The organism is Palaeococcus ferrophilus DSM 13482 (assembly GCF_000966265.1).
Classification (GTDB): domain Archaea; phylum Methanobacteriota_B; class Thermococci; order Thermococcales; family Thermococcaceae; genus Palaeococcus; species Palaeococcus ferrophilus.
Genome location: NZ_LANF01000011.1, coordinates 74,638 through 98,868, shown reverse-complemented (window position 1 = coordinate 98,868; position 24,231 = coordinate 74,638). Strand labels below are relative to the sequence as shown.

Annotated in this window: 32 protein-coding genes; 3 read left to right on the top strand and 29 right to left on the bottom strand. The window is 57.0% G+C overall.

Annotated features, from left to right (window positions below; genetic code table 11):
- Position 1: 1 nt before the first annotated feature.
- The 10 genes from PFER_RS05615 to PFER_RS05570 are packed head-to-tail and all read right to left on the bottom strand — an operon-like array spanning position 2 to position 4,831.
- Positions 2-460, bottom strand: a complete 459-nt coding sequence (locus PFER_RS05615; protein ID WP_048149687.1) for an NADH-quinone oxidoreductase subunit B family protein — start codon at positions 458-460, stop codon at positions 2-4.
- On the bottom strand, positions 461-799 hold the full coding sequence (locus PFER_RS05610; protein ID WP_048149686.1) for a hypothetical protein: 339 nt from the start codon (positions 797-799) through the stop codon (positions 461-463).
- Positions 796-2,343 carry a proton-conducting transporter transmembrane domain-containing protein gene (locus PFER_RS05605; RefSeq protein WP_048149684.1) on the bottom strand — a complete coding sequence of 516 codons (1,548 nt, stop codon included), beginning with the start codon at positions 2,341-2,343 and terminating at the stop codon, positions 796-798. Before PFER_RS05605 ends, PFER_RS05610 begins: the two co-directional genes overlap by 4 nt.
- On the bottom strand, positions 2,340-2,702 hold the full coding sequence (locus tag PFER_RS05600) for a sodium:proton antiporter (protein WP_048149680.1): 363 nt from the start codon (positions 2,700-2,702) through the stop codon (positions 2,340-2,342). Before PFER_RS05600 ends, PFER_RS05605 begins: the two co-directional genes overlap by 4 nt.
- Entirely contained in the window at positions 2,699-3,163 is a 465-nt protein-coding gene (locus PFER_RS05595; RefSeq protein ID WP_048149678.1) for an MnhB domain-containing protein, read from the bottom strand. Before PFER_RS05595 ends, PFER_RS05600 begins: the two co-directional genes overlap by 4 nt.
- Positions 3,160-3,432 (bottom strand): hydrogen gas-evolving membrane-bound hydrogenase subunit E, encoded by a 273-nt coding sequence (gene mbhE / locus PFER_RS05590; protein WP_052696182.1) that lies wholly within the window; start codon positions 3,430-3,432, stop codon positions 3,160-3,162. Before mbhE (PFER_RS05590) ends, PFER_RS05595 begins: the two co-directional genes overlap by 4 nt.
- Complete coding sequence (locus tag PFER_RS05585; protein ID WP_048149676.1) at positions 3,429-3,692, bottom strand: hydrogenase subunit MbhD domain-containing protein; 264 nt, start codon at positions 3,690-3,692, stop codon at positions 3,429-3,431. Before PFER_RS05585 ends, mbhE (PFER_RS05590) begins: the two co-directional genes overlap by 4 nt.
- Positions 3,682-4,038: a monovalent cation/H(+) antiporter subunit G gene (mnhG, locus tag PFER_RS05580; RefSeq protein ID WP_048149673.1), complete on the bottom strand. Its 357-nt coding sequence runs from the start codon at positions 4,036-4,038 to the stop codon at positions 3,682-3,684. Before mnhG (PFER_RS05580) ends, PFER_RS05585 begins: the two co-directional genes overlap by 11 nt.
- Complete coding sequence (locus PFER_RS05575) at positions 4,035-4,319, bottom strand: cation:proton antiporter (RefSeq protein ID WP_245612459.1); 285 nt, start codon at positions 4,317-4,319, stop codon at positions 4,035-4,037. The genes mnhG (PFER_RS05580) and PFER_RS05575 overlap by 4 nt, the downstream gene beginning before the upstream one ends.
- An 8-nt stretch (positions 4,320-4,327) precedes the next feature.
- Positions 4,328-4,831, bottom strand: coding sequence for a Na+/H+ antiporter subunit E (locus tag PFER_RS05570; protein WP_048149667.1), 504 nt, complete (start codon positions 4,829-4,831; stop codon positions 4,328-4,330).
- A 291-nt stretch (positions 4,832-5,122) separates the two neighbouring features.
- Here PFER_RS05570 and PFER_RS05565 point away from each other — a divergent pair, with 291 nt between their 5' ends.
- Positions 5,123-5,626 carry a ferritin-like domain-containing protein gene (locus PFER_RS05565; protein WP_342666381.1) on the top strand — a complete coding sequence of 168 codons (504 nt, stop codon included), beginning with the start codon at positions 5,123-5,125 and terminating at the stop codon, positions 5,624-5,626.
- 23 nt (positions 5,627-5,649) lie between these two features.
- Here PFER_RS05565 and PFER_RS05560 read toward each other — a convergent pair whose 3' ends face one another.
- From PFER_RS05560 to PFER_RS05470, 19 genes are all read right to left on the bottom strand, one after another.
- Positions 5,650-6,066 (bottom strand): 4Fe-4S binding protein, encoded by a 417-nt coding sequence (locus PFER_RS05560; protein WP_048149661.1) that lies wholly within the window; start codon positions 6,064-6,066, stop codon positions 5,650-5,652.
- Positions 6,063-7,052, bottom strand: a complete 990-nt coding sequence (locus PFER_RS05555) for a respiratory chain complex I subunit 1 family protein (RefSeq protein ID WP_048149659.1) — start codon at positions 7,050-7,052, stop codon at positions 6,063-6,065. The genes PFER_RS05560 and PFER_RS05555 overlap by 4 nt, the downstream gene beginning before the upstream one ends.
- Positions 7,049-8,344, bottom strand: coding sequence for a hydrogenase large subunit (locus tag PFER_RS05550; RefSeq protein ID WP_048149654.1), 1,296 nt, complete (start codon positions 8,342-8,344; stop codon positions 7,049-7,051). The genes PFER_RS05555 and PFER_RS05550 overlap by 4 nt, the downstream gene beginning before the upstream one ends.
- Positions 8,341-8,868, bottom strand: coding sequence for an NADH-quinone oxidoreductase subunit C (locus PFER_RS05545; RefSeq protein WP_048149652.1), 528 nt, complete (start codon positions 8,866-8,868; stop codon positions 8,341-8,343). The genes PFER_RS05550 and PFER_RS05545 overlap by 4 nt, the downstream gene beginning before the upstream one ends.
- Positions 8,865-9,383 (bottom strand): NADH-quinone oxidoreductase subunit B family protein, encoded by a 519-nt coding sequence (locus tag PFER_RS05540; RefSeq protein WP_048149649.1) that lies wholly within the window; start codon positions 9,381-9,383, stop codon positions 8,865-8,867. Before PFER_RS05540 ends, PFER_RS05545 begins: the two co-directional genes overlap by 4 nt.
- Before the next feature lie 6 nt (positions 9,384-9,389).
- Positions 9,390-9,737, bottom strand: a complete 348-nt coding sequence (locus PFER_RS05535; RefSeq protein WP_048149647.1) for a hypothetical protein — start codon at positions 9,735-9,737, stop codon at positions 9,390-9,392.
- A 1-nt stretch (position 9,738) separates the two neighbouring features.
- A complete protein-coding gene (locus tag PFER_RS05530; RefSeq protein ID WP_048149645.1) occupies positions 9,739-11,274 on the bottom strand; it encodes a proton-conducting transporter transmembrane domain-containing protein in 1,536 nt (511 codons plus the stop codon).
- Entirely contained in the window at positions 11,271-11,624 is a 354-nt protein-coding gene (locus tag PFER_RS05525; RefSeq protein ID WP_048149642.1) for an NADH-quinone oxidoreductase subunit K, read from the bottom strand. The genes PFER_RS05530 and PFER_RS05525 overlap by 4 nt, the downstream gene beginning before the upstream one ends.
- Positions 11,621-12,079, bottom strand: a complete 459-nt coding sequence (locus PFER_RS05520) for a Na(+)/H(+) antiporter subunit B (protein WP_245612457.1) — start codon at positions 12,077-12,079, stop codon at positions 11,621-11,623. The genes PFER_RS05525 and PFER_RS05520 overlap by 4 nt, the downstream gene beginning before the upstream one ends.
- Complete coding sequence (mbhE, locus tag PFER_RS05515) at positions 12,076-12,372, bottom strand: hydrogen gas-evolving membrane-bound hydrogenase subunit E (protein ID WP_048149636.1); 297 nt, start codon at positions 12,370-12,372, stop codon at positions 12,076-12,078. The genes PFER_RS05520 and mbhE (PFER_RS05515) overlap by 4 nt, the downstream gene beginning before the upstream one ends.
- A complete protein-coding gene (locus PFER_RS05510) occupies positions 12,369-12,635 on the bottom strand; it encodes a DUF4040 domain-containing protein (RefSeq protein ID WP_048149633.1) in 267 nt (88 codons plus the stop codon). The genes mbhE (PFER_RS05515) and PFER_RS05510 overlap by 4 nt, the downstream gene beginning before the upstream one ends.
- Positions 12,632-12,994 (bottom strand): monovalent cation/H(+) antiporter subunit G, encoded by a 363-nt coding sequence (gene mnhG, locus PFER_RS05505; RefSeq protein ID WP_048149631.1) that lies wholly within the window; start codon positions 12,992-12,994, stop codon positions 12,632-12,634. Before mnhG (PFER_RS05505) ends, PFER_RS05510 begins: the two co-directional genes overlap by 4 nt.
- The gene (locus PFER_RS05500) at positions 12,991-13,254 is read right to left on the bottom strand and encodes a cation:proton antiporter (protein ID WP_048149629.1); all 264 of its coding nucleotides are present in this window, start codon (positions 13,252-13,254) and stop codon (positions 12,991-12,993) included. Before PFER_RS05500 ends, mnhG (PFER_RS05505) begins: the two co-directional genes overlap by 4 nt.
- Complete coding sequence (locus PFER_RS05495; protein ID WP_048149627.1) at positions 13,251-13,748, bottom strand: monovalent cation/H+ antiporter subunit E; 498 nt, start codon at positions 13,746-13,748, stop codon at positions 13,251-13,253. The genes PFER_RS05500 and PFER_RS05495 overlap by 4 nt, the downstream gene beginning before the upstream one ends.
- Before the next feature lie 157 nt (positions 13,749-13,905).
- Positions 13,906-14,835, bottom strand: a complete 930-nt coding sequence (locus tag PFER_RS05490; RefSeq protein WP_048149625.1) for a hypothetical protein — start codon at positions 14,833-14,835, stop codon at positions 13,906-13,908.
- The gene (locus PFER_RS05485) at positions 14,832-16,088 is read right to left on the bottom strand and encodes a DUF58 domain-containing protein (protein ID WP_048149623.1); all 1,257 of its coding nucleotides are present in this window, start codon (positions 16,086-16,088) and stop codon (positions 14,832-14,834) included. Before PFER_RS05485 ends, PFER_RS05490 begins: the two co-directional genes overlap by 4 nt.
- Positions 16,085-17,065 (bottom strand): AAA family ATPase, encoded by a 981-nt coding sequence (locus tag PFER_RS05480; protein ID WP_048149620.1) that lies wholly within the window; start codon positions 17,063-17,065, stop codon positions 16,085-16,087. The genes PFER_RS05485 and PFER_RS05480 overlap by 4 nt, the downstream gene beginning before the upstream one ends.
- Position 17,066: 1 nt before the next feature.
- A complete protein-coding gene (locus PFER_RS05475; RefSeq protein WP_048149617.1) occupies positions 17,067-18,068 on the bottom strand; it encodes a hypothetical protein in 1,002 nt (333 codons plus the stop codon).
- Positions 18,052-21,468, bottom strand: a complete 3,417-nt coding sequence (locus tag PFER_RS05470; RefSeq protein ID WP_048149615.1) for a transglutaminase domain-containing protein — start codon at positions 21,466-21,468, stop codon at positions 18,052-18,054. The genes PFER_RS05475 and PFER_RS05470 overlap by 17 nt, the downstream gene beginning before the upstream one ends.
- Before the next feature lie 64 nt (positions 21,469-21,532).
- Here PFER_RS05470 and PFER_RS05465 point away from each other — a divergent pair, with 64 nt between their 5' ends.
- Positions 21,533-22,900: a TldD/PmbA family protein gene (locus PFER_RS05465; protein WP_048149612.1), complete on the top strand. Its 1,368-nt coding sequence runs from the start codon at positions 21,533-21,535 to the stop codon at positions 22,898-22,900.
- Positions 22,897-24,195 (top strand): TldD/PmbA family protein, encoded by a 1,299-nt coding sequence (locus tag PFER_RS05460; protein ID WP_048149609.1) that lies wholly within the window; start codon positions 22,897-22,899, stop codon positions 24,193-24,195. Before PFER_RS05465 ends, PFER_RS05460 begins: the two co-directional genes overlap by 4 nt.
- Positions 24,196-24,231: the final 36 nt, after the last annotated feature.

Genomic DNA, 24,231 nt, shown 5'->3' with positions numbered 1-24,231 from the left:
GTCACTCCTCCCCACCCCCGTGCTTCTTTTCGAGTTCTTTCTCCAGCTTCTCAAGCTTGAGCCACGCCTTCACAACGCCGTCTATTATCGCCTCTGGCCTCGGCGGGCAGCCCGGGATGTAAACGTCCACGGGGATTATCTCGTCTATGGGCCCGGCTATGTTGTAGGAGTCGTAGAACGTTCCCCCGCTAGTTCCGCAGCTCCCAACAACGACCACCGCCTTTGGATCAGGCATCTGCTCGTATATCCTCCTCAGTTTGTCCGCGAAGTCCCTCGGAATGGCCCCAGTAACGAGGAGCACATCCGCGTGCCTCGGAGAACCGACGAGCTTGATTCCAAAGCGTTCTGCATCGTACCTGGGCGTGAGCACGGCGACTATCTCAATGTCGCAGGCGTTGCAGCTCCCACCGGATGCATGGAAAACCCAAAGGGAGCGCTTAAAGCTGTTTAATTTTCCCATTCACAATCCCCCCAGGAATATGAGGATTATAACCGCTCCAACCCCTATGTACCAGTAGATGTAGTCCCTCAGGTCGCCGGTGTGCATCCTCATGAGCACCGCGTAGTAGCCTTTCAGAGCCTCTAGGAAGCCCCAGTAGATGTCACTCGCCCTGACCCTGATCTCCTCCACGTCCGGTTCTTCGTTTCCGCTGAGGTAGGGCTTTGCCTGCTCGCCCCTCTTGTGAGCTGGGTTCCCGCGTCCGTAGATTACGTACCCCACGAGGGCGAATAGCACGAGGAAGGCCACCCACAGCAGTGGGTTCCAGTAGCCCGAGGGTGTGTTGAGTGTGAAGTTCATGGTAACCACCCCGTGTAGGCGGTAAAGCGATAGAGCGCATCCACCGCCGGATAGACCAGCTTATCGAGAACCACGTTCGGGAACAGACCGAAGAGGAGACACAGCGCCGCCAGGATTAACATAGCCACCACCATCGGCTTTGGAACCTCCTTGGCCTCCCTGTACTCCTTGACCTCCGGTCCGAGGAAAGCGGATGCAAACACCTTGACGAAGGAAGCCAGCGTCAGTATGCTCGTCACCATCGCGAAGACCGCTAAAAGCGGGTGGAGTTGGTAGGATGTCTCGTAGATTAGCAGCTTGCTTGCAAATCCGTTGAAGGGTGGCAGACCTGATATCGCGGCCGCTCCAAAGATGAAGGCTATCGTGGTGTAGGGCATTCTCCTTGCCAGGCCGCCCATTTTGTCGAGGTCCCTCGTCCCGGTTACGTAGAAGAGCGCTCCCGCCGTCATGAGGAGCAGACCTTTGTAGATAATGTGGTTCATTATGTGGAATATTCCACCGGCCATCGCGGCCCTTCCAAAGGCCTCGAACCTGCTCGGGTCGTGGAGGACGGTGAGACCAACCCCAACGCCGAGGAGCATGTAACCGGTCTGGGAGATGGCGTGGTAGCTCATGAGCCTCTTCACGTCGTGCTGCACCAGCGCCATGGTGACGCCTATGAACATCGTCAGAACGCCGAGTATGCTCATGACCCAGCCGACCCTCTCAAGCGTCCAGGAGATGTTTGCGAAGAGCGTGAAGCTCACCCTGAAGAGAGCGTAGAGGCTCGCGTAGGTGGATACCAGCAGGGGCGGGTTTATGCCCGCTGGAACCTCGCTGTAGGCATCGGGAACCCAGTAGTGCATCGGAACCGCACCGCACTTGACCGCGAAGGACGTAAAGAGCAGTCCAAAGGCTATCATGTCCACCGTGTTGAACTGCACGTGCCTCGCCAGATAGGCTATGTTGAGGTGGTCGTACTGTGTGTACAGGATGCCTATGGAAAAGAGCACCATGAGGGAGGCAACTGCACTCACGAGGAGGTACTTTATTCCCGCTTCGCTGGCCTCTCCGCGGTAGTTGCGGAATCCGACCAGTGCAGAGCCGGCTATTCCCGCTATCTCAAGGAACACGAAGAGGTTAAAGAGGTCTCCGGTGAGCACCATGCCGAGTATGCCTACCTCCAGGAGGAGCATCAGCGCGTAGTACTTCTCAAGGCCGCTCTCCTTCTCCACGTGGCTGTAGGAGTAGAGCGCCCCGATAAAGGTCATCAGCGTTGCTGATATCGCCATGAAGACGCCCATGGCATCAACCTCAAAGATTATCCTGATGGGCACTTTGTAGCCGGATGGAAGGGTTAAGCCAGCTTTCTCCGCACCGAAGACGTAGAGGATTGGCCCCGAGGAGAGCACTTCCCTCGTGAGGAGCAGTGCGAGGCCAACGGTGGTGAGTGCCACGAGGGTTGCCCATACCGCGGCCGCTTTCGGCTTCTTCTTGAGCAGTGGTGTTGTGAAGGCCCCGAAGAGGGGGACGGCTATCATCAAAGCCGGTAAGTGCTCCATCATGCTCTCAGCCTCCTTATCTTGGTGACGTCGAGGGTTCCGTAGTGGCGGTAGATGTTCACCGCGAAGGCCAGCATGAGGGCCGAGACCGCGACGCCTATGACGATGCTGGTGAGCGTTAGGGCCTGTGGCGTTGGTAGAACCATGTTGTTCAAGGCCTCGTTGGGGGCCATGGTGTATATCGGGGCGTAGGCGCCTTTCACATACCCGCTCGCCACGAGGAATAGGTTGACGGCACCTTCGAGGATTTCAACGCCTATGACTATCTTTATGAGGTTCCTCTTGAAGCCCAGCGTGTAGAAGCCGAGTATGAGGAGACCTGCCACGACTATGAACGGGAAGTTGACCCAGAGGACGTTCATTTCTCCTCCCCCCTGTAGAGCAGGAAGAACATGAGAACTATGCTGGTCAGTCCAGCCAGAACCTTGGTTCCCACGGCTATGTTCATGTAGGAGAGGGTTCCACCGGTGTTGAGGTAGCCGGGGTTGATGCCTATTGGAGTCCTTCCACCGAAGATGGGGAACCCGCTGTTGGCTACCACGTTCTTGAAGAATGTGTAGCCCATGAAGCCGAGGGAAGCAACCCCAAGGAAGCCGAGTGCTCCAAGGCTCTCGAGGGGACCAAGCGGTACTTTATCGAACAGTCTCTTAACGTCTTCCCTGTTGTTGGCTACTATCAAAAGTGCAAGCCCGCTCGCGAAAACCGCTCCTCCCTGGAAGCCCCCTCCAGGGGTCAGGTGTCCGTGGAGGATGATGTACGCTCCGAACGTCAGTATGAGCGGAGCGAGGATTTTTGTGGTGACCTTTATGATTGGGGTTGTCATGAGCTCACCCCCTTCCTGCGGAGGGCCATCAGGACGCCCGAGACGGCCGTGAAGAGAACCGTTGCCTCGCCGAGGGTATCGAAACCCCTGTAGTCGAAGACTATGCTCGTCACAACGTTGTTGGCAGAGGCTTCCTCCTGCGCGTGCTGGATGAAGTAGGTGTCCATCTCGCTGTGGGGTGGACTTCCGAAGGGGCGCAGGCTTACCGCAACCGCGAGGAGGATTATGGCGAACGTTACAAAGGCGAATAGGGCAAGTCCCTTCCTCATTCTATCACCTCCTCGTCGGTCGTGTTCTTTATCGCCAGCAGGTACATTGCAGTCGTCAGACACGCCCCAACGCCGGCTTCGGCTATTGCAACGTCCGGTGCCTGGAGTACGTAGAACTCAAGGGAGAGTATTAGGCTGAAGACCGCCATCGCAAGCACGGCCGCAATGAGGTTCTTGAAGCGAATTGCGGCAGCCGCACTCACCACGAGTCCTATTGCCACGAAGACCTGGATTATTCCGAAAAAGCTTTCAAAGTTCATAGTATCCCTCCAGCTCATCTATAACAGCCCCGTAGGGCCTTATGTCGGATTTCCTTGCGGCCCTACCTATGGCGTGCGCCCCAACGGGATTCGTGAGCACGAGGAAGATGACTACGAGGGCGGAGTGAATCGCTAGGACTATCCATCTTATGTTTCCGTCGAGCCTCCAGTTGTAGATTGAGTATGTTATCGCCGCAAGCACGATGAATATCGTCCCGAAGGTGGTGCACTTGGTTGAGGCGTGGATTCTCGTGTAAACGTCGGGGAAGCGGAGGATTCCCACGCTGGCGAGGAGGTTGAAGAACACTCCAATAGCCAGGAAAATTCCGAGCAGCCATTCAATCATGCGCCTCCCTCCTCGCACTCGCACGCTACACCAACCCTCTTCTTCACAAGGTAGCGGGCTATGTAGAGCGTCGCTATGTAGCTGAGAACCGCGTAGACCAGGGCCACGTCAATGAAAACGACCTGCTTGGTTATGACGCCGTAGAGAACCATTGCCCCGGCGGTTGTAGTGGTCATGGCATCGAGCGCGACCACCCTGTCCGGTATGGTTGGGCCTACCAGCATCCTTATCAGCGTCAGGGTCGCCGATAGCATCAGCAATACCATGGTCCACATGAACATGCTATCCATCATTCCCCAATCCTCCTTGCCCATTTTGGAAGGTATCCACACAGTTCTTCGGGCGTGGGCTTCTCCTTGCCCTCGGGCACGTTTATCCAGTGCACGTAGAGGCTGCCCTCGTCGTCTATCTCGAGGGTGAACGTTCCCGGAGTGAGGGTTATCGAGTTGGCCAGAAGAACCCTGCTCTCGTCCCTCGTGAGTTCTGGCGAGATTTTCACGATTCCAGGCCGTATCTTGCCCGTAATGACACGGTATGCCACGTCAAAGTTGGCCCTGGCCATGGCGAAGAAGAACGGCCCTATGGCATAAATGATGAACAGCAGCCATCTCTTTGGATTGAAGAAGTATTCGAGGCGCTCATCCATTATGTTTCTCGTTGCATAGCCTATTACGGTGGCAATGACCACTCCTGCCACCAGCTCTCCGGGACTCCATGCCACGAGCGAACCGGAGCCTGCGGTCAGGATGAGGTACACCAGCAGCGACCATACGAAAGATGTGGTAAACCCCATTTTCCCACCCCAACTTTTGGTTTTGAACCCGCAGAGGGCCTGTTATCTCTAAATCTCAATTTAAGCTTGAGTAAAAACTTATAAATGCCTTTCCTAAACAAAAGGTTTAAAACTTTAAATTTGACAAATAGCAAACAATTGCTGGTTTACGTATATCTACAGAACCATTCACCGTGGTATTTTAGGTGACGTGGGTGACCCACATGGAAATTTAATGTAATTTTGTATGCATGAATGCATTAATCTTAGCAGGCCAAAGCTTATTTACCCGTTCCGGTTAATCTCAAAGGGATGGATATGTACGATGTGGAAGATGTCGTCAGGGCCCTTTCAAAACTGAGTTACGAGGAGGCTCTGGCCTACTGGATAGAGGGGGAGAGGGAGGAGGCGAAGTTCTACCGCGAGCTGGCCAGGCGCACCAGGGATCTAAAACTGGGTGAAGAACTCGCTGAGACCTTTGAACGGCTTTCACGGGATTCCCTTGAGCACGCTACTGAACTGGGAATCCACTATGAGAGGAAGTACGGAAAGAAGCCGAAGGTGGATATACCACCCATCGAGGTTCTCCCCGTCATCAACGAGTTTGAGAGGGCCGATCAGCTTGAGGAAGTCCTCAGGGTAGCTATGGAGAGCGAACTCATTGCCCATGAGTCCTATAGACTGCTGGCGGAGAGGGTTGAGGACGAGAACCTGAGAAGATTATACTCGAGGCTCGCAGAGGTTGAGAGAAAACATTACGAGGCGTTGAAGAGGGAGTACGAGAAGCTGAAACGTGGAGGATATAATGGGGGGTGAATCCCCCATCGAGGTAGAGTAAATCATTCCTTCTTTGCGGCTTCCTTGGCCCTCTTCTCTTCCTCGAGCTTCCTCTTGAGCTCCGCAATCTCTTCCCCCTTGAGCCAGCGGAGGTTGTCGTCGTACTTGTCGGTTGTAGCTAATAGGAACTCGTCGCTCATCCAGAGGGCGTTGACGGGGCATACGTCCACACACTGCTGGCAGAAGACGCACCTTCCGAGCCAGAAGGTGACCTTCTTCACCTCGGGGACGTACTCTATCACCCCAGCGGGGCAGACCATAACGCAGAGTCTGCAGCCGACGCACTTCTCGACGTCGTAGTTGAGCTTGCCCCTGAAGCCCTCGGGAACCGGCACCGGCTCGCTCTCCGGGAACGGGTTGGTCGCGGGCTTTTTGAAGAGGTTTCCTAGAACTGTTGAGAGCGTCGGTGGAACCTTCATACTATCACCCCCAGCGCGTCTATCGCAAGAAGAATCGCCCCAACGATGCTCGCCGGCAGGAGCCTCGTCCAGAACATGCCCACCGCCTGCGTTATCCTGAGCCTTCCCGTTACAGCCCTGAAGACGCTCATGCTCACGAAGAGCACGACGAAGACCTTGAGGGTGTGGAAGAGCAGCTCAATCGCCATGGCGGGAAGTCCCGTGAGTCCGAGATACTGAGAGATCCCCCACGGGAAGAAGACCACCACGACGAGGCTCGCGCTGACGAAGGCCTTTATGGCGTTGGCGAGCTCGAAAAGTGCCAGATGTCTCCCGCTGTACTCCGCCATCGTTCCCTCCGCTAGCTCGGTCTCCGCCTCGGGGATGTCGAAGAAGCCCACCTCTATCTCGCTCGCGAGCCACGCCATGAAGACGAAGAGGAGTATGAGCGTCCCTATTAGGCTCAGGGGTGTTCCCAGCTCCCAGATGTTGTGCTCGTAGAACGTCCCCATGCTGAAGGGCTTCGTAACGCCGAGCTCCTTGAGGCGCCAGAGGATTGTGAAGAGGCCCAGCATCATGGGAGCTTCCCTTGAGGCTAGGATTATCATCTCCCTCTGCGCTCCGAGCTGGGCGTAGGGCGAACCTGAGCTCACCGCACCTAGAACCCTCAGGAAGCCTATCGTGGTCAGGAGGTAGACGAAGAGGATGACGTCACCCTTGGTGCCGAAGAGCGGTTCGAAGCCGAGCGGGGTGTAGGCCAGGAGGGTTATTGAAGCGGCCAGCGCGAAAACTGGAGAGAGCTCGAAGAGCCTGTTGGCATCTCTGGGAATTATTGACTCCTTGCTCACCAGCTTGAGGAAGTCGTAGAAGGGCTGGAACAGCGGGGGACCAACGCGGCGCTGCATCCTCGCCACGAGCTTCCTGTCTATTCCGCCCCAGAGCAGGGAGGCAAATGAGACGTAGGCGTAAACTCCGAGGAATCCCAGAGTGGCGTAGATGACGTTCACAGCGCACCACCCCTCGGGCAGCCAACTCCAACAACCTCTGGCTTTGCCTTCACCTCTGGGTTGAGCTCCCTCGTCTTCTCTATCGAGAGCCTGAGAAGGTCCTTCTCCGTGAGGATTCTCCTCTCTCCGGTGTTTGCATCTATCACCGCAACCCTGTCCGTACAGCTCAGGCACGGGTCTATCGAAGCTATCGCCACGGGAACGTCCGCAACCTGCTCGCCCACGAGGGCCCTCGCTATGGCGAAGAGGTTCGGGAAGGTTGGTTCTCTCATCTTCCACCTCGCGGGAACGTCCTTGCCCTTCTGCCCTTTGACATAGTGAATCAGCTCACCTCTAGGTGCTTCGTACCTTCCTATTCCCTCCCCATCGGCCTTTTTGAGCTGGAAGAGGAGGGCGTTGTCCTTCGGGACGGCCTTTATCTTTCCTTCGGGCATCTGATCTATGGCCCTCTCTATAAGTTCGAGGCTCTGCCAGAGCTCACCTACCCTGACCACCATCCTGTCGAAGACGTCCCCCTTGATTACTCCAGTGAACTCCTTGGGCGTTATCGGCTTTATCCCGAGGTCTGGATAAACACCTAGCTTCTCGTTGTAGCGGACGTCCTTCTTTACGCCGCTTCCCCTGGCCGTTGGCCCCTGGGCGCTGTAGTCTATGGCTATCCTCTTTGGAATAACGCCCGCGTCCCTCAAGCGAGCTTCAACCGTCGGGTCGTAGAGGAATATCTCCTCTATCTTGGGCATGACCTCGCTGCGGTAGTACTCTACCATCTCCTTTATCGCCCTGATGTGCTTCTCTTCGAGGTCTCTTCTGACTCCGCCTATCATGTTGACGGCGTAGTTAACGCGGTTGCCGCCTATCGCCTCCAGGATGTCCATGACCCTCTCCCTGGCGAGCCAGCTGAGGTGCAGGACTGTATCGTAGCCTATTGCATGGCCGACGACACCGAGGTTGAGCAGGTGGGAGTGAATCCTCTCAAGCTCGCCCACTATCACACGTATGTACTCGGCCCTCTCAGGGACGACTATGCCCGCCATCTCCTCGACGGCCCTTGAGTATGTGTGGTTGTGGGAGAACGAGCAGATTCCGCACATTCTCTCGGCCAAATAGAGTATCTGGATGTAGTTTCTCCTGAGGGCTATCCACTCTATTCCCCTCAGGTTGTAGCCGAGCTTGACGTCAACGTTTATTATCCTCTCACCGTCGAGCGTGATGATGAACTTCTCGGGCTCCTCAAGGGCCGGGTGTATCGGCCCAACGGGTATCTTAACCCAGTACTCAAGCCTCTCGTTCATTTAGCCCCCTCCTTTTTTATTTTGTACGGGTGCCCCGCGTTTTTCACCATCTCAGGCTTGATTCCCGTCTCGTCGAGCCTGAGCGGGTAAACTCCTTCGGGCCAGTCGTCGGGCAGGAAGAGTCTCCTCGGGTCGGGGATGCCCTCGAAGAACAGGCCGTAGAACTCCTGAACCTCCCTCTCGTAGGGAAGCGCACTCGGGAAGACGTCCGTCACCGTGGGCAGCTTCGGGTCTTCCTTGGGAACGCTCGTGCCTATGATGAGGGATATGCTCTCCCCTTCCTCCCAGAAGAGCTCCATATGGTACTTTGCCTCCAGCGTTTCACCGGCGTCCCTTGCGATTATGATGGAGAACTGTGCCTTAGGGTCCAGTTCCCTGACGAACTTCATGGCGTCGTGGAACTTCTCCCTCTCAACGGTCGCCCACACCCTTCTCCTCGGGTGGGGCTCTTTGTTCTCGCTGACTCTTACCTCCGCCTCAGGGAACCTCTCACCGAAAACCTTCATAAACTCGTCAACGTTCATTCTCCCTCACCTTCGATTTTTGAGATTAACTTTTGGAGTGCCAGCACAACGCCGTGGAGTATCGCCTCGGGCCTCGGCGGGCAGCCGGGGACGAAGACGTCCACGGGTATGTGCTTGTCCAGGGGTGCGTTCGTGAACGGGCTCTCGAAGAACACGCTTCCCCCTGTGGGACACGCGCCTATGGCCACGACTACCTTCGGGTCTGGGGTCTGCTCGTAGACGAGTTTGACCCTCTCGAGGCTCTGGTTGGTGACCGGCCCGGTGACGAGGAGCACATCGGCGTGTCTCGGTGTTCCGACCAGCTTCACCCCGAACCTCTCAGCGTCGTAGCGCGGCGTCAGTGCCGCTATTATCTCAATGTCGCACCCGTTGCAGGAACCGCTGTTCACATGGAAGACCCACGGTGATCTCCCTATGTACCTGCAGAGCCTTGATATCTCCCTCTCCAGCCTCTCGCGCTGGGAAGTATCTTCGTTGTTCGCGTGAACATCTTGGGCGTGAACTTTAATCGCCATACACCATCACCCCCAGATTAACAGAGCACCAAGCACGAGGGCCGTCGTTATCAGAAGATAGCTCACGTAGTCGCTCAACAGCCCCGTGTGCTCCCTTCTGAAGGCTATGAACATCCTGTTGATGCCCCTGATGAGGCCCCACATGACGTGTCTTCCAGTGACGTAGCCCTGGAAGTGCTCGAACTGTGGGATTACCTCGTCCTGATCCTCACCGCTGAGGAATATCTTCGTACCATCGCCACTCCTTCTCGTCCCGGTGCTTGAGCGCTCGGCCCACTTGTAGATGATGTAGGAGATGACGAGGCCTATGATGAAAACGTAAACGAAGTAGAGTGCATCCCAGTATCCGAACATCTCACGCACCTCCCAGCACCGCGGTTATGTAACCCTTTATGTTGGCGAGCATGGAAGCCGCTGGAACCATGACCTTCTCGCTGATTGCCCATGGGAAGAGCCCCATGACGATTATGGCCACCACCAGTATGAACATCGGGACGAGCATAGCATTTCCCGGTTCCTTCGCTCCCATCACCCGCTCACTCGGCCGCCCCAGGAAGGTGTAGAGCACCCTGATGTATGCCGCCGTACAGAAGGCCGTTCCTATGATTGCTATCGCGGCCAGGAACGGGTTGAAGAGTGCCGAACTCTCGTAGATGAGCCACTTGCCCGCGAAGCCGTTGAGCGGCGGAAGACCTATTATTGCGGCCGATCCGACTATGAGGGCGGCGGTGGTCTTCGGCATCGTCCTGGCGAGTCCACTTAGTTCGTTGAGGTTCTTGCTGCCAACCTGATGGAGGATTGCCCCCGCCACCATGAAGAGGAGGGCTTTCATGAGTGCGTGGTTGACTATGTGGTATATCGCCCCCGCAGTGGCAACCCTCCCAACGTCCGTCCCGTAGGCTGCCAGGCCGATTCCAAAGCCGAGGAGGATGTAGCCGACCTGACCCACGGAGGAGAAGGCGAAGAGCCTCTTCATGTCCGTCTGCACTATGGCCATCGCGTTGCCGACTATGAGGGTGAGGCACGCGAAGAGTATTATGACCCACCCGAGGGTCTTGAGATTCACCCCTAAGCCGAAGACGCTGAAGGCTATCCTCGCCATGACGTAGAGGCCGCCGGCTTTTATGACGAGACCCGAGAGCATCGCACTGATAGAGCTCGGTGCCGCGGGGTGGGCATCCGCGAGCCACATGTGGACCGGAACCGCGCCGCTCTTGAAGAGGAGGCCACCCATAAGGAGGGCGAGCGCTATTTTTGCCGTCAGCGTGAAGTTCTCTCCCATGAGCTTCGCCAGATATGCCATCGTGAGGGTCCCATATTCGCCGTAGAGAAGTGCTATGCCGAGAAGGATGAAGCTGCTGGCGAGGGACCCAACGAACATGTACTTTATGCCAGCCTCGATGCCCTCCCAGGTGTCGTTCCTGAAAGCCACCAACGCGTAGCTAGCTATGCTCATTATCTCGAGGAAGACGTAGAAGTTGAAGAGATCCCCGGTCATCACTATGCCGAGCATTCCGAGTTCGAGGATAAGTGCCAGGGTATAGTACTTCTCGAGCCCGGTGTCGTGGCTCATGTACTCGAGAGAGTACACTATTGCCAGGAATGCCACGAAGGCTATTGTGAAGGCCATTATCCCACTGAGGAGGTCGAGCTCCCACACTATCCTTATAGGGAAGCCTCCCTCTCCGAGGGGGCTCCTGGCTCCGAGCGTGTAAACGAGCACCTTCCCAGTGCTCCAGAGGTCGTAGAGCACCTTACCCGCCACGCCGAGCGTTGCGCCGCTTACGAGGACGGCCCACGCTTCCCTTGCCCTCCTTCCTGCGAGGCCCACTATCGGCGTTGCGAAGGCACCGAGGAGCGGAATGATTATCATGAACGGCAGGACGTTCATCCTCTCAACCTCCTCAGCTTGTTAACGTCGAGGCTTCCGTAGTGGCGGTAGGCGTTTATCGTCAGAGCCACCGCGAGGGAGAGCACACACACGCCTATGACTATGCTGGTTAGGACAAGCGCCTGTGGAAGGGGCCCCACCATGGCGCCACCTTCGTAGCCGGTGTATATCGGCGCCGTTGGGAGTAAATTCCCCTCGATCCTGTAGCCAAAGCTCACGAGGAGCAGGTGTATGCCCGAATCAATGACGTTGAGGGCCAGGACCAGTTTGAGGAGGTTCCTCTTGTAGAGGAAGGCATAGACCCCCATGAATATGAGCAGGAACGCGGTGATGAACTGAAATGGTATCACTCCTTCCACCTCCTGTACATGGCTATTGCCACCATCGCGCTCATCAGGCCCGTGAAGACCTTTAATCCAACGGCGAGGTTCATTATGGGCAGGTAGCCCGCTGAAAGCAGTGTCCCCGGTTCTCCGTTGAATGGTCCGTTGTGCCAGAGCGTGTTGTAGAAGAACGCCACGCCGAGACCAAGCATCGCCATTCCGAGGAAGACGAGGCCTCCCAATCCTTCGAGGGCGGAGTAGAGGTGGTGGTCGTACTTCTTCTTCATCTCGCCGAGCCCGAAGGCGAGAAGGAAGAGTATTCCCGCTCCCGCTATCGTCGCTCCCCCTTGGAATCCGCCACCGGGGGTGAGGTGACCGTGGGAAACCACGTAGGCCCCGAAGATGCCTATGAGTGGAATAGTTGCCCTAGCCGTTGTTTTGACTATGACCCCCATGTCACTATGCAGCGAACGCTGGTTCATTCCTCATCCCTCCTCCAGGGCCTCAGAAGGGCGACCGCCCCGGCTATTGCCGTGAAGAGAACCGTGGCCTCTCCAATCGTATCGTAACCCCTGTAATCGAACACTATGTCCGTGACTATGTTCGTTCCCCCGACATCCTCAAGGCCGTGCTCGATGTAGTACTGGTCCGTGTAGCGGTGCTTCTCCCACTCTTCGCCACCGAGGCCGAACTTCAGGCCGTGCTGAGGGTTCGCAACGACGAGGAGGGTTCCGAATATGAAGAGCAACGCCAGCGCTCCAAAAGTCCTTTTCATGGTCCCTCACGCTCCCATCTCTCCGTTTTTGCTATCCCATAAACTACAACCGCCGTAACGACTCCGGCTCCGACTGCTGCTTCCGCTATCGCAACATCGGGTGCGTGGAGCATGTAGAACTCGAGGCTGAGCAGGAGGCTCATCGCCGCGGAGGCTATGACAGCGCTCAGAAGATCCCTCATCGTTATCGTGAGGTAGGCCGCTATGAGAACTCCCATGAGTATGCCGAACTGGAGGAGCGCGTCAACGCTCAAAACGTTCATTCCTCTCCCCCCTTCCTCATTTGATACGCATCAATGACGGCCCTGGCAGGCTTGTAGCCGCTCAGGTGTGCAGCCTTTGCTATGGCGTGCGCTCCAACCGGATTCGTAAGGAGGAGTGCCACCAGGGCCACAAGGCTGTGGAGGGCCATCCCGAGGTACTTGGGGTCGCCTGTGAGGTGGAGCCTGTAGGCGGCGTGGACAACCACCGCTAAGACCGCGAAGATTGTCCCGAAGGTGGTGCATTTCGTTGCCCCGTGAAGGCGAGTGTACACGTCGGGGAAGCGGTGGAGCGAGAAGCTACCCAGCAGGTTGAAGACCATGTTTATCGCGAGGAACGCGTAGATGACGTACTCGATCATCTCAATCCCCCCTGGAGGTACTTCGCTATCGCGAGGGTCCCTATGTAGCTGAGAAGCGCGTAGACGATGGCTATGTCAATGTAAATCGTCCTGTCGTAGGCCGCGCCAAGAAGAACCATGCCGGCAACTACGAGCGTGTTGAGTGTATCCACTCCCACCACCCTGTCGGGAACGCTCGGGCCGAAGAACACCCTGAGCAGTGCAAGGAACGCTCCAATCATAACGACGAGGGCCGAGTAGAAGAAAACCCCCTCTATCATGCTCCCAGCCTCCTTGCCCACTTTTCAAAGGAGCCTGCTATGACTTCGGAGCTCTTGGGCTCTTTTTCGGTCACGTTTATCCAGTGAACGTAGAGGGCCTTTTCCTCGGGGCACGCGTCAACCGTCAGCGTTCCAGGGGTGAGGGTTATGGAGTTGCTGAGTATGGTGTACTGGGCGTCGTTCTCAAGCTCAACGGGTACCCTCACAATCCCGGGCTTTATCTTGCCCGTTATGACGCGGTAGGCCACGTCGAGGTTGGCCTTGGTCATCCCCCAGAAGAGCACCGGGAGATAGCCTATGAAACCGAGCCACTTCACCGGGTTAAGGAACCTCGACGCTCTTTCCCCTATGACGTCCTTTGTGCTGAATGCCACGATGGCCGAGAAAATCACTCCTGCGACGAGCTCTTCGCCGCTCCAGAGCATCCCCTTGCTTCCAGCCGTAAGCACCAGCCAGAGCACCAATGACCACATGAATACAATAATGAAACTCATTGTTCCTCCCTCCATTTTTTCGTCATAAAATAAACACGCCCCATTTTTTCATAATCTCCAATAATAACTCTGTTTTTTGCTTTTAAAGCGTTTTTAAAAACGAAATTACAAAAGTAAACGTTGTTAACCTTTCTTTATGCACCAAAGGTTTACAACCTTAGAATTCAAGGGGTCTCTCGTTGGAGTAGAGCAGGAAGAGCACATTCCCCTCGGGGCTCTCTTTAACCTTCTTAAGCCTTATACTGCGGTTTTCTTCACCCATATAAACGAGCCGAACGGCATTTGGTGCCCTCTCAACCTCTCGTTCTAGCAGAAGCTCCCTCTCCTGTGTCTTCCCCTCGCTCCTCACCTCCACTACGACGTCCTCCTCCCCGCTTACGGAGACATCGTACCTCTCACCAAGGGGCAGGCGAAGTTTGATGACGAGCTTGACCTTTTTGGGACGGGAGCGGGGGAACACGCCCAAGGCTATGACCATGCCCAGAGCGAGGAGCGTTAGGGGTATCACCATGTGGGGCTCGCCCAGGTGCATCGTCGCGCCCTCCGCGTAGTCCCGTAGAGCGAATGCCAGTGCGAATGCCAGTGCTATGAAGAGGGTTACATTGAGAAGGGCCGCGTAGAGGATATCTCCTCCCATACCCCACCTTTCGAGGAGCTCGTCTTTCTTTGAGAGGGAATCGAGGTAGTCTCCAGCTATAGCGGCCGCCAGGTACAGGGAAAGGTAGAAGAGGCCCCGGTCCACCGTGAGCGTCCCCGCTTCCCTCAGTGGCTTTGTGAACGTGTAGAGGCTTGGGAAGGCTATCCACATTAGGGGGGAGTTCGCTATTATGAATACTGCCAGGTACATGACGGATAGCAGTGAGACCACCTTTCCGAGGGAGGAACCGTTTATCAGGCCTCCAAAAACGCCGAGAGCAAGAATAAGCAGGAGAAAGTCGTAAGTGTCTAGGGGGATGCGGAGCAGCTTAAGCCCCTGCCCGATCAGGGGAGCAATCAGGGGTATGCTCGCAAGCGCCTCCGCGGTTAGGATAACCAGGGGAAGGGCTATGATGAATTTGATGAGTGTAAAAATTCCTCGCGGCCTCATCTTATCAGCCTCACCGTTTTCGTTAGGATTGTGGAGACGTCCTCCTTTCCGGGATCCCAGGGCATGATGTAGGCCGCACCCGCGAGCTCGTGGTGTATGGCCCTCTTCTCAAGCCGCACAAGCTTTTCAGGGCCGCCACCGAGGAGCGAGTACGTGGAGATGTCGAAGACAAGGAAGGGCAGCCTGGCGCTCTTATAAATCGCCCTGAGCTTTTTAACGGTGCCTTTGACCTCCCCCGCGTTCCTCTCGAGCAGGTTGGAGACGTAGACCACGAGGGGCGTGTAGCTGAGGAGTATCCTCTTCGTCTTTCCTATCGCCTCCTCGAGGCTCTCCTCCCCCGCCCTGAAGTTCTCCAGCTCGAGGAGCGTCTTGACGATTTCATAGAGCTGCTTTGAGCCCGTGGCGGGGGGGAGCAGCGTATCAAGCCCGATTACGTAGAGCCCTATGTTGTAGCCCCTCCTCGTGAAGTAGTAGGACAGGGAGGAAACCAGCTGGATCGCATATTCAAAGGGGTTTTCCACGCTCGTCCCCACGTTCATAACGTCCCTCGCGTCAACGTAGAACATGACTGTCTTCTTTCCCTCCCTCTCGAACTCGTTCACCATGGCCTTGCCCTTCCGGGCGCTCGCCTTCCAGTTGACGAACTTTAGGGGGTCTCCGGGCCTGTACTCCCTTATCTCCCTGAAGTCCGTGGAGAGGGAACCCCTCACCGAAAGGCTCGTGGTGGGTATTGGAATTGGGGACTTCGTCGTCGGCGTCCTCACCCTCCTCGGCGACGTCACGAGGGGCATCACCGTGAGCTCTTTACTCCCTCCATAGACGCCCCATCTGCTCGGCTTCAGGCCGAGGAGGTGATGTCCGCTGAACTCCACTCCGGGAAGCTCGTAGCGCCCCCTTCTGGAGGCCTTAACGCGGAAGGACAGCTCAACCTCAACTGGCCTGAACCCCTTGAAGAAGGCCCCGACGTTGCTTCCCTCCACGAGGACGAACTCCTCCGGCAGGTTTTGCCTGAGGAGGAACACCCCTATACCCGAGGCAACCCTAGCCCTCACCTTAACCTCAACCTCCTCCCCCACCCTCACGCTCCCCTTGCCGAGAACCCTCTCGACACTGACGTTTCCCGGCGCATCGAGGAGGATTCCGAGTGCAACCACGCCAAGCGGGATTATAGCTAGATAGCCCAGCTCAGGGATCATGAAGACGATTCCAACCACGAGGAACCAGAGGGCCCAGGAGAGGAGTTTCTGAATCATGCTTCCTCACGCTTGAACTCCTTTGGGACGGGGACCTTTTTGAGGGCGTTCTCAACTATTTTCTCCCCGCTTATTCCCTCAAAGGCGTACTCAGCTTTTATTACCATCCTGTGGGCGAGCGCTTCTACAGCTATTTCCTTGACATCGTCGGGAATCACGAAATCGCGACCGTCCATGAATGCAAGGGCCTTGGAGAGTTTGAGGAGTGCAAGCGCTCCCCTCGGACTCGGGCCCGCCTCAACCCTCTCATCTTTCCTGGCCTCCCTCACTATGGCCGCTATGTACTTGAGCACCTCCTCGTGGATGAAGACGCCGTGCTCCACCTCTCTCTGCATCCTGATCAGCGTGTCCTTTGAGACCACGGGTTTTATGTCCTCCGTGGGGTCGTCCTTGCCCCACTCGAGTCTCGCCCTGAGTATGTTCACCTCGTCTTCGAGCGTTTTTGGATAACCGGTGCTGAGGCGGAGGAGGAAGCGGTCGAGTTGGGCCTCGGGGAGGGGGTAAGTGCCCTCGTACTCTATGGGGTTCTGCGTGGCTATCACGAAGAATGGCTCTTCGAGCCTTATGGTTTCTCCCTCTATGGTTACCTGGCGTTCCTCCATGGCTTCAAGGAGTGCACTCTGCGTCTTTGGGGGGGCGCGGTTGATCTCATCCGCAAGTAGAACGTTCGTGAATATCGGCCCTTTAACCAGTTCGAAGATCCCCCTTTCGGGCTTCCACACTTTGGTTCCCGTGATGTCCGCTGGAAGTAAGTCGGGTGTGAACTGTATTCTGGAGTAGCTGAGCCCGAGAACCTTCCCGAACGTCTTTGCCAGCAGTGTTTTCCCGAGTCCGGGGTGATCCTCGAAGAGGACGTTCCCGTTCACGAGCACAGCAGCGAGGGTCTTTCTAACCACTTCCTCGTTCCCTATGAAAACGGACGAGACCTCCTTAACTATGCGCCCACAGAGTTCCTTACCCCATTCCACTTCAACCACCTCATTCGAGCTTTCTCAGAGCCTCCTCAACAAGCTTCACCCTCTTCTCAAGCATTGCCTTCTCGTGCCTCCTCTTCAGCCAGCCCGGCGTGAAGGGGGATATGGGTTCTTCCCCGTACTCGGCTATTGGCTCTATGAGCTCGAGCACCGCCTCTCTACCCATGACCCTCCCCCCGTAGAGCGTGAGGAACGTCAGGAGGGGAGCTTTCTTTTTTCTCACAACGAAGTCTTCTATTGCCTTTTTGGCCGTTTCAAACTCTTCATCTGCCCTTATCTGGACGGAGCTCTCGTGCTTCCTCCACTCCCCCACAAGGTAGTTCTCGAGGTTCTCCTTTGAGAAGTTGGCGTAGAGGGCAAGCGCCGCGAGGATCACCGCGAGGGCGAGCAGCCCCCAGTCAACGTAGAACACCAGCTCCGGGAAGTTCTCCTTCGCGTAGGGCCTCACGTCGAGGTAGAGGCCTACCGTTCCCGCCACGAGGGCTATCGCCACGAGGTTCCTCTCTACGAAGTGGCCGGGGATGATTCCCTCGTGCTCGAGTGTGACCGCTGTATACGCCACGAGAACGGCTATTCCGGCGTAGATGAAGGCGTCGGCGAATAGGGCCAGCTGCTCGACGGTTGAGAGGGCGTAGAGGGCTGTGAACACTCCAACCCCCCTCACCACGAATGAGGCCCTTAGGGGCAGCTTCGGGGCGAGGGAGGCAACCCAAACGCCGAGGGCGAGGAAGGCGAGGGGGTCGTGGAGGCTGAAGGGGAGAACCTCTTCGGGGAGGAGGTAGGTGAAGAGCACCACCCCCAGCCCCTTGACCGGACCGCTTACCCTCTTCGTCTCTTCAAACCCTTCCATTACCGCCCCTGCAAAGAGCGCCCCGAGGAAAGCCTCCATTGAAAGGAGGAACGGTTTCACATAGGCCTCCGTGAGGGAGTAGCCGGAGAGCAGGTAGACCACTCCCATGAGCAGCGGGTACGTTATGAAAGTCCCAACGTCAATCTTCCTCTCCATAGGGATCACCCACAACTTCCGAAAGCGCCCTGTAGAACCTCAGGAAGTCCTCCCAGCCGAAGGGGTAGATGCTGTACCTGGCCACCTCGAACAGCCATGTGAGCTCCTTAAGCGCCCCGGGGTCATACCCCTTCTCCTCGAAAAAGCGCCTCACTTCCTCCGGTGTCCTGTCCTCTGTGTTAATCCCCATCTCCTCCGCCTTCTTCAGGAGCTTCCCGTAGAGGCGGATTACCTCCTCACGGTAGTCAACCACGTGGACTCTGGCCTTTCCTCTCTTCCTGCCCACCGCCTCGACCACGTGCGTTCCCTTAATGAGGGAGAGGGTGAACTCCCTTCCGCGGCCGATAAGCTCCCCGTCCACGTAGAGCTCCGCTTCCTCTTCAAGGGAGACCTTTATCCCATCGCCCACACCGTAAACGGGTGGCTCCCTGTCGAAGGCTATCCTCAGGGGCTCGGGTAGAAACTCCATCACGAGCTTTTCCAGCTCGTCCCTTCTCCTGTAGGCTATAAGCGCTGCTGGCACGAGGAGGGCGGAGAGTATGTAGGGCAGGTAGTCCAGGTAGGAGTACACCCTGAGCTCGAAGGCCACCTCGGAAGGCATGTAATACTCCTCTCCCCTGAAGACGGCCACTCCGTCGTATGTTCCCCTCCTAATTCCCTTCACCGTTATTACAACGCTCCCGTTGGCGTCCGTTGTGGCCTTATACGTCCTATCTATGGTGACCTCGACAGTCCTTCCAGGGAGGGGGTTCCCCATGGCGTCCGTAAGTTTTACCGTGACGTTCTCTTCTCCTCCAGCTTTGATCTTCGGTGCCTCGACCTCGAGCTTCGTGGGGGAGACCACTTTGACCTTCCCCTCCCAGAGGGGGAGCGTTTCATAGGAGAGGATGAGCGTGTAACCCCCGGGTTTCGTGGTGTTTACCTTAAATGTGAAGTTCCCGTCCTTCAGCGTCGCGTTGAAGCTCTCAAAGGCGGAGGAGAGGAACACCATGCCCTCCTCCACTCCAAGGACCTTTCCCGTTATCCTGACCTTCTCGCCCACCTCCCAGGTTTCGGGCGCGTTAACGATGACGTCCACGGCCCTGAAGCTCCACTCCGCTGAGGTTGCATCGTGGTACTCGTCTCCTCCATATTCCAGTCTCACCGTGTGCTCTCCGGGGCTTACCGTAACTCTCCCCTCAAAGGTGCCGTTTTCGTGGGTTTCGATGAACTCCTGAAGGTTTCCGTCGAGGAAAAGGCTTACGCTACCCTTTATTCCCTTCCCGTACTTTTCCTTGAGGGTTCCGAGGATTCTGACTTCGCCGGCGCGCGTTAGGTTGAACGTCTCCACCTCGAACTCGCTCTCGGCCTTTATCTTCACCACCGGGTCGCTGTTGGAGGGAAGGTAGTAGCCGTTGCCCGGATAGTGGAGGACGATGTGGTACTCCCCAACGTCGAGCTCCGCCGGGATGAAGACTTCCATCTCCACCTCTCCCTTTTCCCAGTAGGAGAGTCCCTTCCTTGGTAAAGGCACGCCCTCCTCTTCCTTCGTCCTGTTCAGCGTCAGGTAAATCCCGTCCACCCCTGCCGATCCGTAGGGGAGTGGCCTTCCAAAGTCGTCCGTGAGCCTGAACTTCACCCACATCCACTCCCCGAGCCTTGCCTCGCTCTGGAAGTCGGTTATCTCCACCCTCGTGGGGGCGACCACCCTGACGGGCACCTGGAGCGTGTAGGTTTTGCCTCCTCCATTCCCCACTATGGATATTACGTAGCTGCCGGGTTCGGCATCTTCGGGGACGTAGAATTTCAGAGTGCTCTCGAAGGGGGGAACTCCGGCTTTCCTCGAGAGGCTCCAGTTGAAGGGGAGGGAGGGTTTAAGGGTCACCACCCTTCTAAAGCCGCCGCTTGGGATTACCCTGAGCCTCACCTCAACCCATCTCCCCCTCGTAGTCGTGACGTTGGAGGGAGTGGCGGTTATGCTGAATCTCTCCTCCTCCACGATTATCCTCAGGGTTTCGGTTGTCAGGGTGTTCCCACCCAGAGAGGCCGTTACCACAGAGGTGTAGTTTCCGGGGGAGTCAAAGGCCCCTATCCTCGTGCTTTCCGTGACGTTGGTCCCGTGGAGGATGAGCGCGTCCCCGTAGGGGGGTGAGAAGCTCACGAGAAAGTCGGCCTGAACAGTTGAGTCCTCCCTTATGAGCGTGACGTTGACCTTTCCCTCCTCCCCGACCTTCAGGTGGAGGGGGTTGGGCTCCACTATGAGGCGGTAGGGCTGGGGCATCATCCCGCGGAGCTGTTCGGCGGTGATGATGCTCTCCTCCACAGCCCTCTCGCGCACCCTCACGCGCTCCTCCGGTACTCCTGTGGCGTCAAACACCACCCATCCGAGTCCCTCGAAATAGACCTCCGCCCACGCGTGGGCCTGGTTGAGTTTGACAACCTGCTCGTAGGGCGTGGCGTCAATGTAGAAACCCGTTACGAGCCTTGCTGAGAGGCCGTTGAGCCTCGCGAGTATTACGAAGGCGGAGTTGAAGTCCAGGCAGACGCCCCTCTTCGAGTGGAAGAGGAACCACTCAAGCGGGTCAACGTCCTCGGGGGCAGGAGGGGCCCTCAGGTCGTAGACGTAGTTGTTCCGTAGATAGTTCTCTATCGCCTCCGCCTTCTCGTAGTCGCTCATGCCATCGTTCACGAGGGATTTAGCAAATTCTCTAACCCTTTCGCTCACCTCCGGCACCTGGAGGTACTCCTCCATGGGTGGCGACCTTAAAGAGAATGTAGCCCCTTTCGAGGGGATGTAGTGCACGGTCGTGAAGCTGTACTCAGGGACTTCATTGATGGCCCGGAAAAGGTTTGAGGAGGGCGAATAAAGCGCCTCCGTGGAGACGTCCGTGGTGTAGAGGGCCGTGAAGAGGTTCCCCTCAATCGGCTCGACGGGCTTCACCGTTATCTCGTCCCTGACCGTGGTGGCATCAACCCAATCCGCCACCTCCGGGAGCTCCGGAGTGGTGTGGGAGAAGTCCTCTGGTGCCCCCTTCCACACGCCGTTTTCGTAGGTGGTGTAGACGTTCTGGCGCAGGTAGTTCGTGTGAGCCGCTCCCGAGACCACCATAACCGGCCTGGCCTCACTCCCGAGGAGGGAGTACAGGTTCTGGCGTACGTCCACCTCATTGGGGGTCTTCATCTTGGGCGTATTGGGCGTAGCGTTCCCCCCGCCTGGAGGGGTCATGTTCATGCCCCTGAGAAACTCGTTCAGGCCCTCCGGCGGCTCCCTGTTCAGAAGGAGCTCTTCAATGCTCTGGGGCCTTCCCTCCTCAAGGGATTCCTTGAGAAACGCCTTCGAGAAGGAGGTAAGTGAGAGTATCAGGATGAGCGATAGGGCGAGGGTTAGAACGGAAGAGAGGTACCGGCGCATGGCCATCATCCAAAAATTTTCTCCCTCGAAAGTTTTAAAACTTACTCAACGGCCTCATTCACAGGTGAGGGTTTTGGAGTACGAAGCCATTGTGAGAAAGGCCGAGGAGCTTGCGAGAAGGCACGGGATTGATTATTACGAGGTTAGAATCGTCAGAACGACCGCTCTGGGGATTCACATGCAGAACTCCGAGCTTGAGGAGCTCTCCGCCAACACCGAGGTTGGAATAGGCGTGAGGGCCTTCAAGGGTTCCTGGGGCTTCTCAAGCGCTAACGACCTCTCGAGGGCTGAAAAGGCCATTGAGACGGCCATGAAAATAGCCCGCCTCTCGGGCGGCTCTTCCAGGGTATACGAGGGCGACCCCGTTAAGGACAGGGCGGTTATCCCCATGGGGAGACCCTTTGATGACGTTTCCCTCGAGGAGAAGCTTGAGCTGGTTCGAGAGATAGACGGCCACCTTATGGGGGAGGGCATCTCCAACAGGAGCGTCTCCTACGGGGAGGGCGTTAAGAGGCAGTTCTACTTCAACTCCGTGGGGAGCGAGGTTGAAACGGTCGTGCCGAGGGCGAGGCTCTTCTTCAGCGCCACTGCCAAGGAGAACGCGGAGATGCAGTCCTACTGGAAGATATTCGGGGGCACGGGAGGATGGGAGATAATCGAGCGCGTTAACGTGGAGGAGTGGGCCTCCTTCGTTAAGGAGAAGGCTCTATCGCTCCTCAGGGCTTCCCCGCCGCCATCGGGTGAGTTTGAGGTTATAGCCGACCCGGAACTTGCCGGCGTTTTTATCCACGAGGCCATAGGGCATGCGGCTGAAGCTGACGCGGTCAAAACGGGCGAGAGCATACTCGCCGGGAGGCTCGGTGAGAGGATAGGCGTGGAGGGGCTCACCGTTGTGGACGACCCCACGCTCCCGGGCAGGTTTGGATCCTACGTCTACGACGACGAGGGGATAAAGGCTAGGCGCGTTGAGATAATAAAGGATGGTGTGCTTCTCAACTACCTCAACGACAGGGAGACGAGCGCGGTTTTGAACCTCGAGCCGAACGGCCACGGAAGGGCCCAGAGCTACGCTCACCAGCCCCTCGTGAGGATGAGCAACACCTTCATAGAGCCCGGGGACTGGAGCTTTGAGGAGATGGTGGCGGAGGTTAGGAGGGGCCTCTACATGGTGGGCGACAAGGGGGGTGAGGTTGACATAGCCAACGGCACCTTCACCTTCGGGGCCAAGGAGGGCTACCTCATAGAGAACGGCGAGATAAAGGCCCATCTCCGGGACGTGGCCCTCTCGGGCAAGATACTTGACGTCCTGAGGGAAATCCGCGCCATAGGGAAGGACCTGCGGGTTGATTTCCCCGGCTACTGCGGCAAGGGCCAGTGGGTGCCCGTTGATGACGGTGGGCCGCATATACTCACGAGGGCCCTCGTGGGGGGATTGAAATGATAGACGAGCTCATAGGAATCCTCGAGAGGGAAAACGTTGAGTGGGAGCTCTACTGGGAGAAAGGGAGGGGAAGTTCTTTTAAAATAGAGCGCGGAGAACTTGAGAGGGCCCAGCGTAAGTTTCACTCTGGGGTAGGCCTCAGAATCGGCGTGGACGGGAAGCAGGGCTTTTCCTACATCACGGGCCTTACCCACGATAGGGGGACCCTCGAGAAGTTCGTTAAGCATACCATAAAGCTCGCGAAGGTTGGTGGGGTTCCGTTCCTGGGCTTTCCCGACCGGAAGCCCGTTCCCAGGGTAAAGGACCTCTACGACCCCAAGATAGAGAACATGGGCTTTGAGGAGGCCCTTAACGATGCCCTCGAGCTCCTCGGGAGTGAGAGGGCCGAGATGGAGCGCCTCGGGAGCGAGTACCTTTTTTCCGCCTCCCTCGCCTTCGGAGTGGCTCACGACGGTGTGGCCAACTCCAACGGTATCTTTATGGAGAGTGAGGCCACGGCCATGACGGTATCCACCTACGTGGTGAGGAGAGGGGATAAAACGGGGACCGGGAGCCACTACCTTACTTTCAGGACGCTCCCCAAACTCGAGGATGCCTTTGAGGAGGGTATCTCGAAGGCCCTCGAGGAGGCCGAACTGAGCTACATGGCGAGGCCCCTTGAGAGCTATGGTGGGGAGCTCCTCCTTGAACCCCACGCCCTCTCCGCGGTGATAGGTATTCTCGTCGAGAACCTCAACGCGGAGAACGTCCACCACGGACGCTCCCGCTTTAGGGAGCCGGGCGAGGAGGTTGGGGGCGGTTTAACCCTCGTGGACGATGCGACCCTTCCAGGAGGGATGGGGAGCTATCCTTTCGACGGGGAGGGCAACCCCGGGAGGAGAACGCCCCTCGTTGAGGACGGCCAGCTTAAGAGCTTCCTCTTTGACGAGTACTACGCGAGGCTCTTTGGGGTGGAGAGCACGGGGAACGCGGTCAGGGACTTCAGGACAAAGCCCCACATCGGGACGAGCAACATTATCGTGGAGCCGGGGAAGGAAAGCCTTGAGGACTTCGAGGGAGTCATCATAAAGCGGGTCTTCGGGGAGCACACCGCCAACCCCGTGAGCGGCGACTTCTCCCTAACCGTCGGACTGGGCTACGTGGTGAGGAATGGGGAGGTAGTGCCCTTCAAGGACAACATGTTTACCGGAAACGTCTTCGAGCTGCTGAAGAAGGTAAGGGCCGTTGGCGATAAAACGGAGCGCATAGGAACTTTCATAGCGCCTAGGGTTCTCACGGAGGGCAGGGTGGTTTGAGGGGATTTGCTCTTCACCCCTCACACTTGCCTATTT

Excerpts from the sequence above, each read along its gene's own strand:
- PFER_RS05520 (WP_245612457.1), bottom strand. The coding sequence starts at position 12,079 with ATGAACCAGCGTTCGCTGCATAGTGACATGGGGGTCATAGTCAAAACA.
- PFER_RS05510 (WP_048149633.1), bottom strand. The coding sequence starts at position 12,635 with ATGAACGTTTTGAGCGTTGACGCGCTCCTCCAGTTCGGCATACTCATG.
- PFER_RS05600 (WP_048149680.1), bottom strand. The coding sequence starts at position 2,702 with ATGAACGTCCTCTGGGTCAACTTCCCGTTCATAGTCGTGGCAGGTCTC.
- PFER_RS05560 (WP_048149661.1), bottom strand. The coding sequence starts at position 6,066 with ATGAAGGTTCCACCGACGCTCTCAACAGTTCTAGGAAACCTCTTCAAA.
- mbhE (WP_048149636.1), bottom strand. The coding sequence starts at position 12,372 with ATGAAAAGGACTTTTGGAGCGCTGGCGTTGCTCTTCATATTCGGAACC.
- PFER_RS05500 (WP_048149629.1), bottom strand. The coding sequence starts at position 13,254 with ATGATAGAGGGGGTTTTCTTCTACTCGGCCCTCGTCGTTATGATTGGA.
- PFER_RS05470 (WP_048149615.1), bottom strand. The coding sequence starts at position 21,468 with ATGATGGCCATGCGCCGGTACCTCTCTTCCGTTCTAACCCTCGCCCTA.
- PFER_RS05570 (WP_048149667.1), bottom strand. The coding sequence starts at position 4,831 with ATGGGGTTTACCACATCTTTCGTATGGTCGCTGCTGGTGTACCTCATC.
- PFER_RS05610 (WP_048149686.1), bottom strand. The coding sequence starts at position 799 with ATGAACTTCACACTCAACACACCCTCGGGCTACTGGAACCCACTGCTG.
- PFER_RS05615 (WP_048149687.1), bottom strand. The coding sequence starts at position 460 with ATGGGAAAATTAAACAGCTTTAAGCGCTCCCTTTGGGTTTTCCATGCA.
- PFER_RS05545 (WP_048149652.1), bottom strand. The coding sequence starts at position 8,868 with ATGAACGTTGACGAGTTTATGAAGGTTTTCGGTGAGAGGTTCCCTGAG.
- mnhG (WP_048149673.1), bottom strand. The coding sequence starts at position 4,038 with ATGATTGAATGGCTGCTCGGAATTTTCCTGGCTATTGGAGTGTTCTTC.
- PFER_RS05495 (WP_048149627.1), bottom strand. The coding sequence starts at position 13,748 with ATGAGTTTCATTATTGTATTCATGTGGTCATTGGTGCTCTGGCTGGTG.
- PFER_RS05550 (WP_048149654.1), bottom strand. The coding sequence starts at position 8,344 with ATGAACGAGAGGCTTGAGTACTGGGTTAAGATACCCGTTGGGCCGATA.
- PFER_RS05485 (WP_048149623.1), bottom strand. The coding sequence starts at position 16,088 with ATGATTCAGAAACTCCTCTCCTGGGCCCTCTGGTTCCTCGTGGTTGGA.
- PFER_RS05460 (WP_048149609.1), top strand. The coding sequence starts at position 22,897 with ATGATAGACGAGCTCATAGGAATCCTCGAGAGGGAAAACGTTGAGTGG.
- PFER_RS05540 (WP_048149649.1), bottom strand. The coding sequence starts at position 9,383 with ATGGCGATTAAAGTTCACGCCCAAGATGTTCACGCGAACAACGAAGAT.
- mnhG (WP_048149631.1), bottom strand. The coding sequence starts at position 12,994 with ATGATCGAGTACGTCATCTACGCGTTCCTCGCGATAAACATGGTCTTC.
- PFER_RS05565 (WP_342666381.1), top strand. The coding sequence starts at position 5,123 with ATGGATATGTACGATGTGGAAGATGTCGTCAGGGCCCTTTCAAAACTG.
- PFER_RS05490 (WP_048149625.1), bottom strand. The coding sequence starts at position 14,835 with ATGAGGCCGCGAGGAATTTTTACACTCATCAAATTCATCATAGCCCTT.
- PFER_RS05605 (WP_048149684.1), bottom strand. The coding sequence starts at position 2,343 with ATGATGGAGCACTTACCGGCTTTGATGATAGCCGTCCCCCTCTTCGGG.
- PFER_RS05530 (WP_048149645.1), bottom strand. The coding sequence starts at position 11,274 with ATGAACGTCCTGCCGTTCATGATAATCATTCCGCTCCTCGGTGCCTTC.
- PFER_RS05535 (WP_048149647.1), bottom strand. The coding sequence starts at position 9,737 with ATGTTCGGATACTGGGATGCACTCTACTTCGTTTACGTTTTCATCATA.
- PFER_RS05585 (WP_048149676.1), bottom strand. The coding sequence starts at position 3,692 with ATGAACTTTGAAAGCTTTTTCGGAATAATCCAGGTCTTCGTGGCAATA.
- PFER_RS05475 (WP_048149617.1), bottom strand. The coding sequence starts at position 18,068 with ATGGAGAGGAAGATTGACGTTGGGACTTTCATAACGTACCCGCTGCTC.
- PFER_RS05595 (WP_048149678.1), bottom strand. The coding sequence starts at position 3,163 with ATGACAACCCCAATCATAAAGGTCACCACAAAAATCCTCGCTCCGCTC.
- PFER_RS05575 (WP_245612459.1), bottom strand. The coding sequence starts at position 4,319 with ATGTTCATGTGGACCATGGTATTGCTGATGCTATCGGCGACCCTGACG.
- mbhE (WP_052696182.1), bottom strand. The coding sequence starts at position 3,432 with ATGAGGAAGGGACTTGCCCTATTCGCCTTTGTAACGTTCGCCATAATC.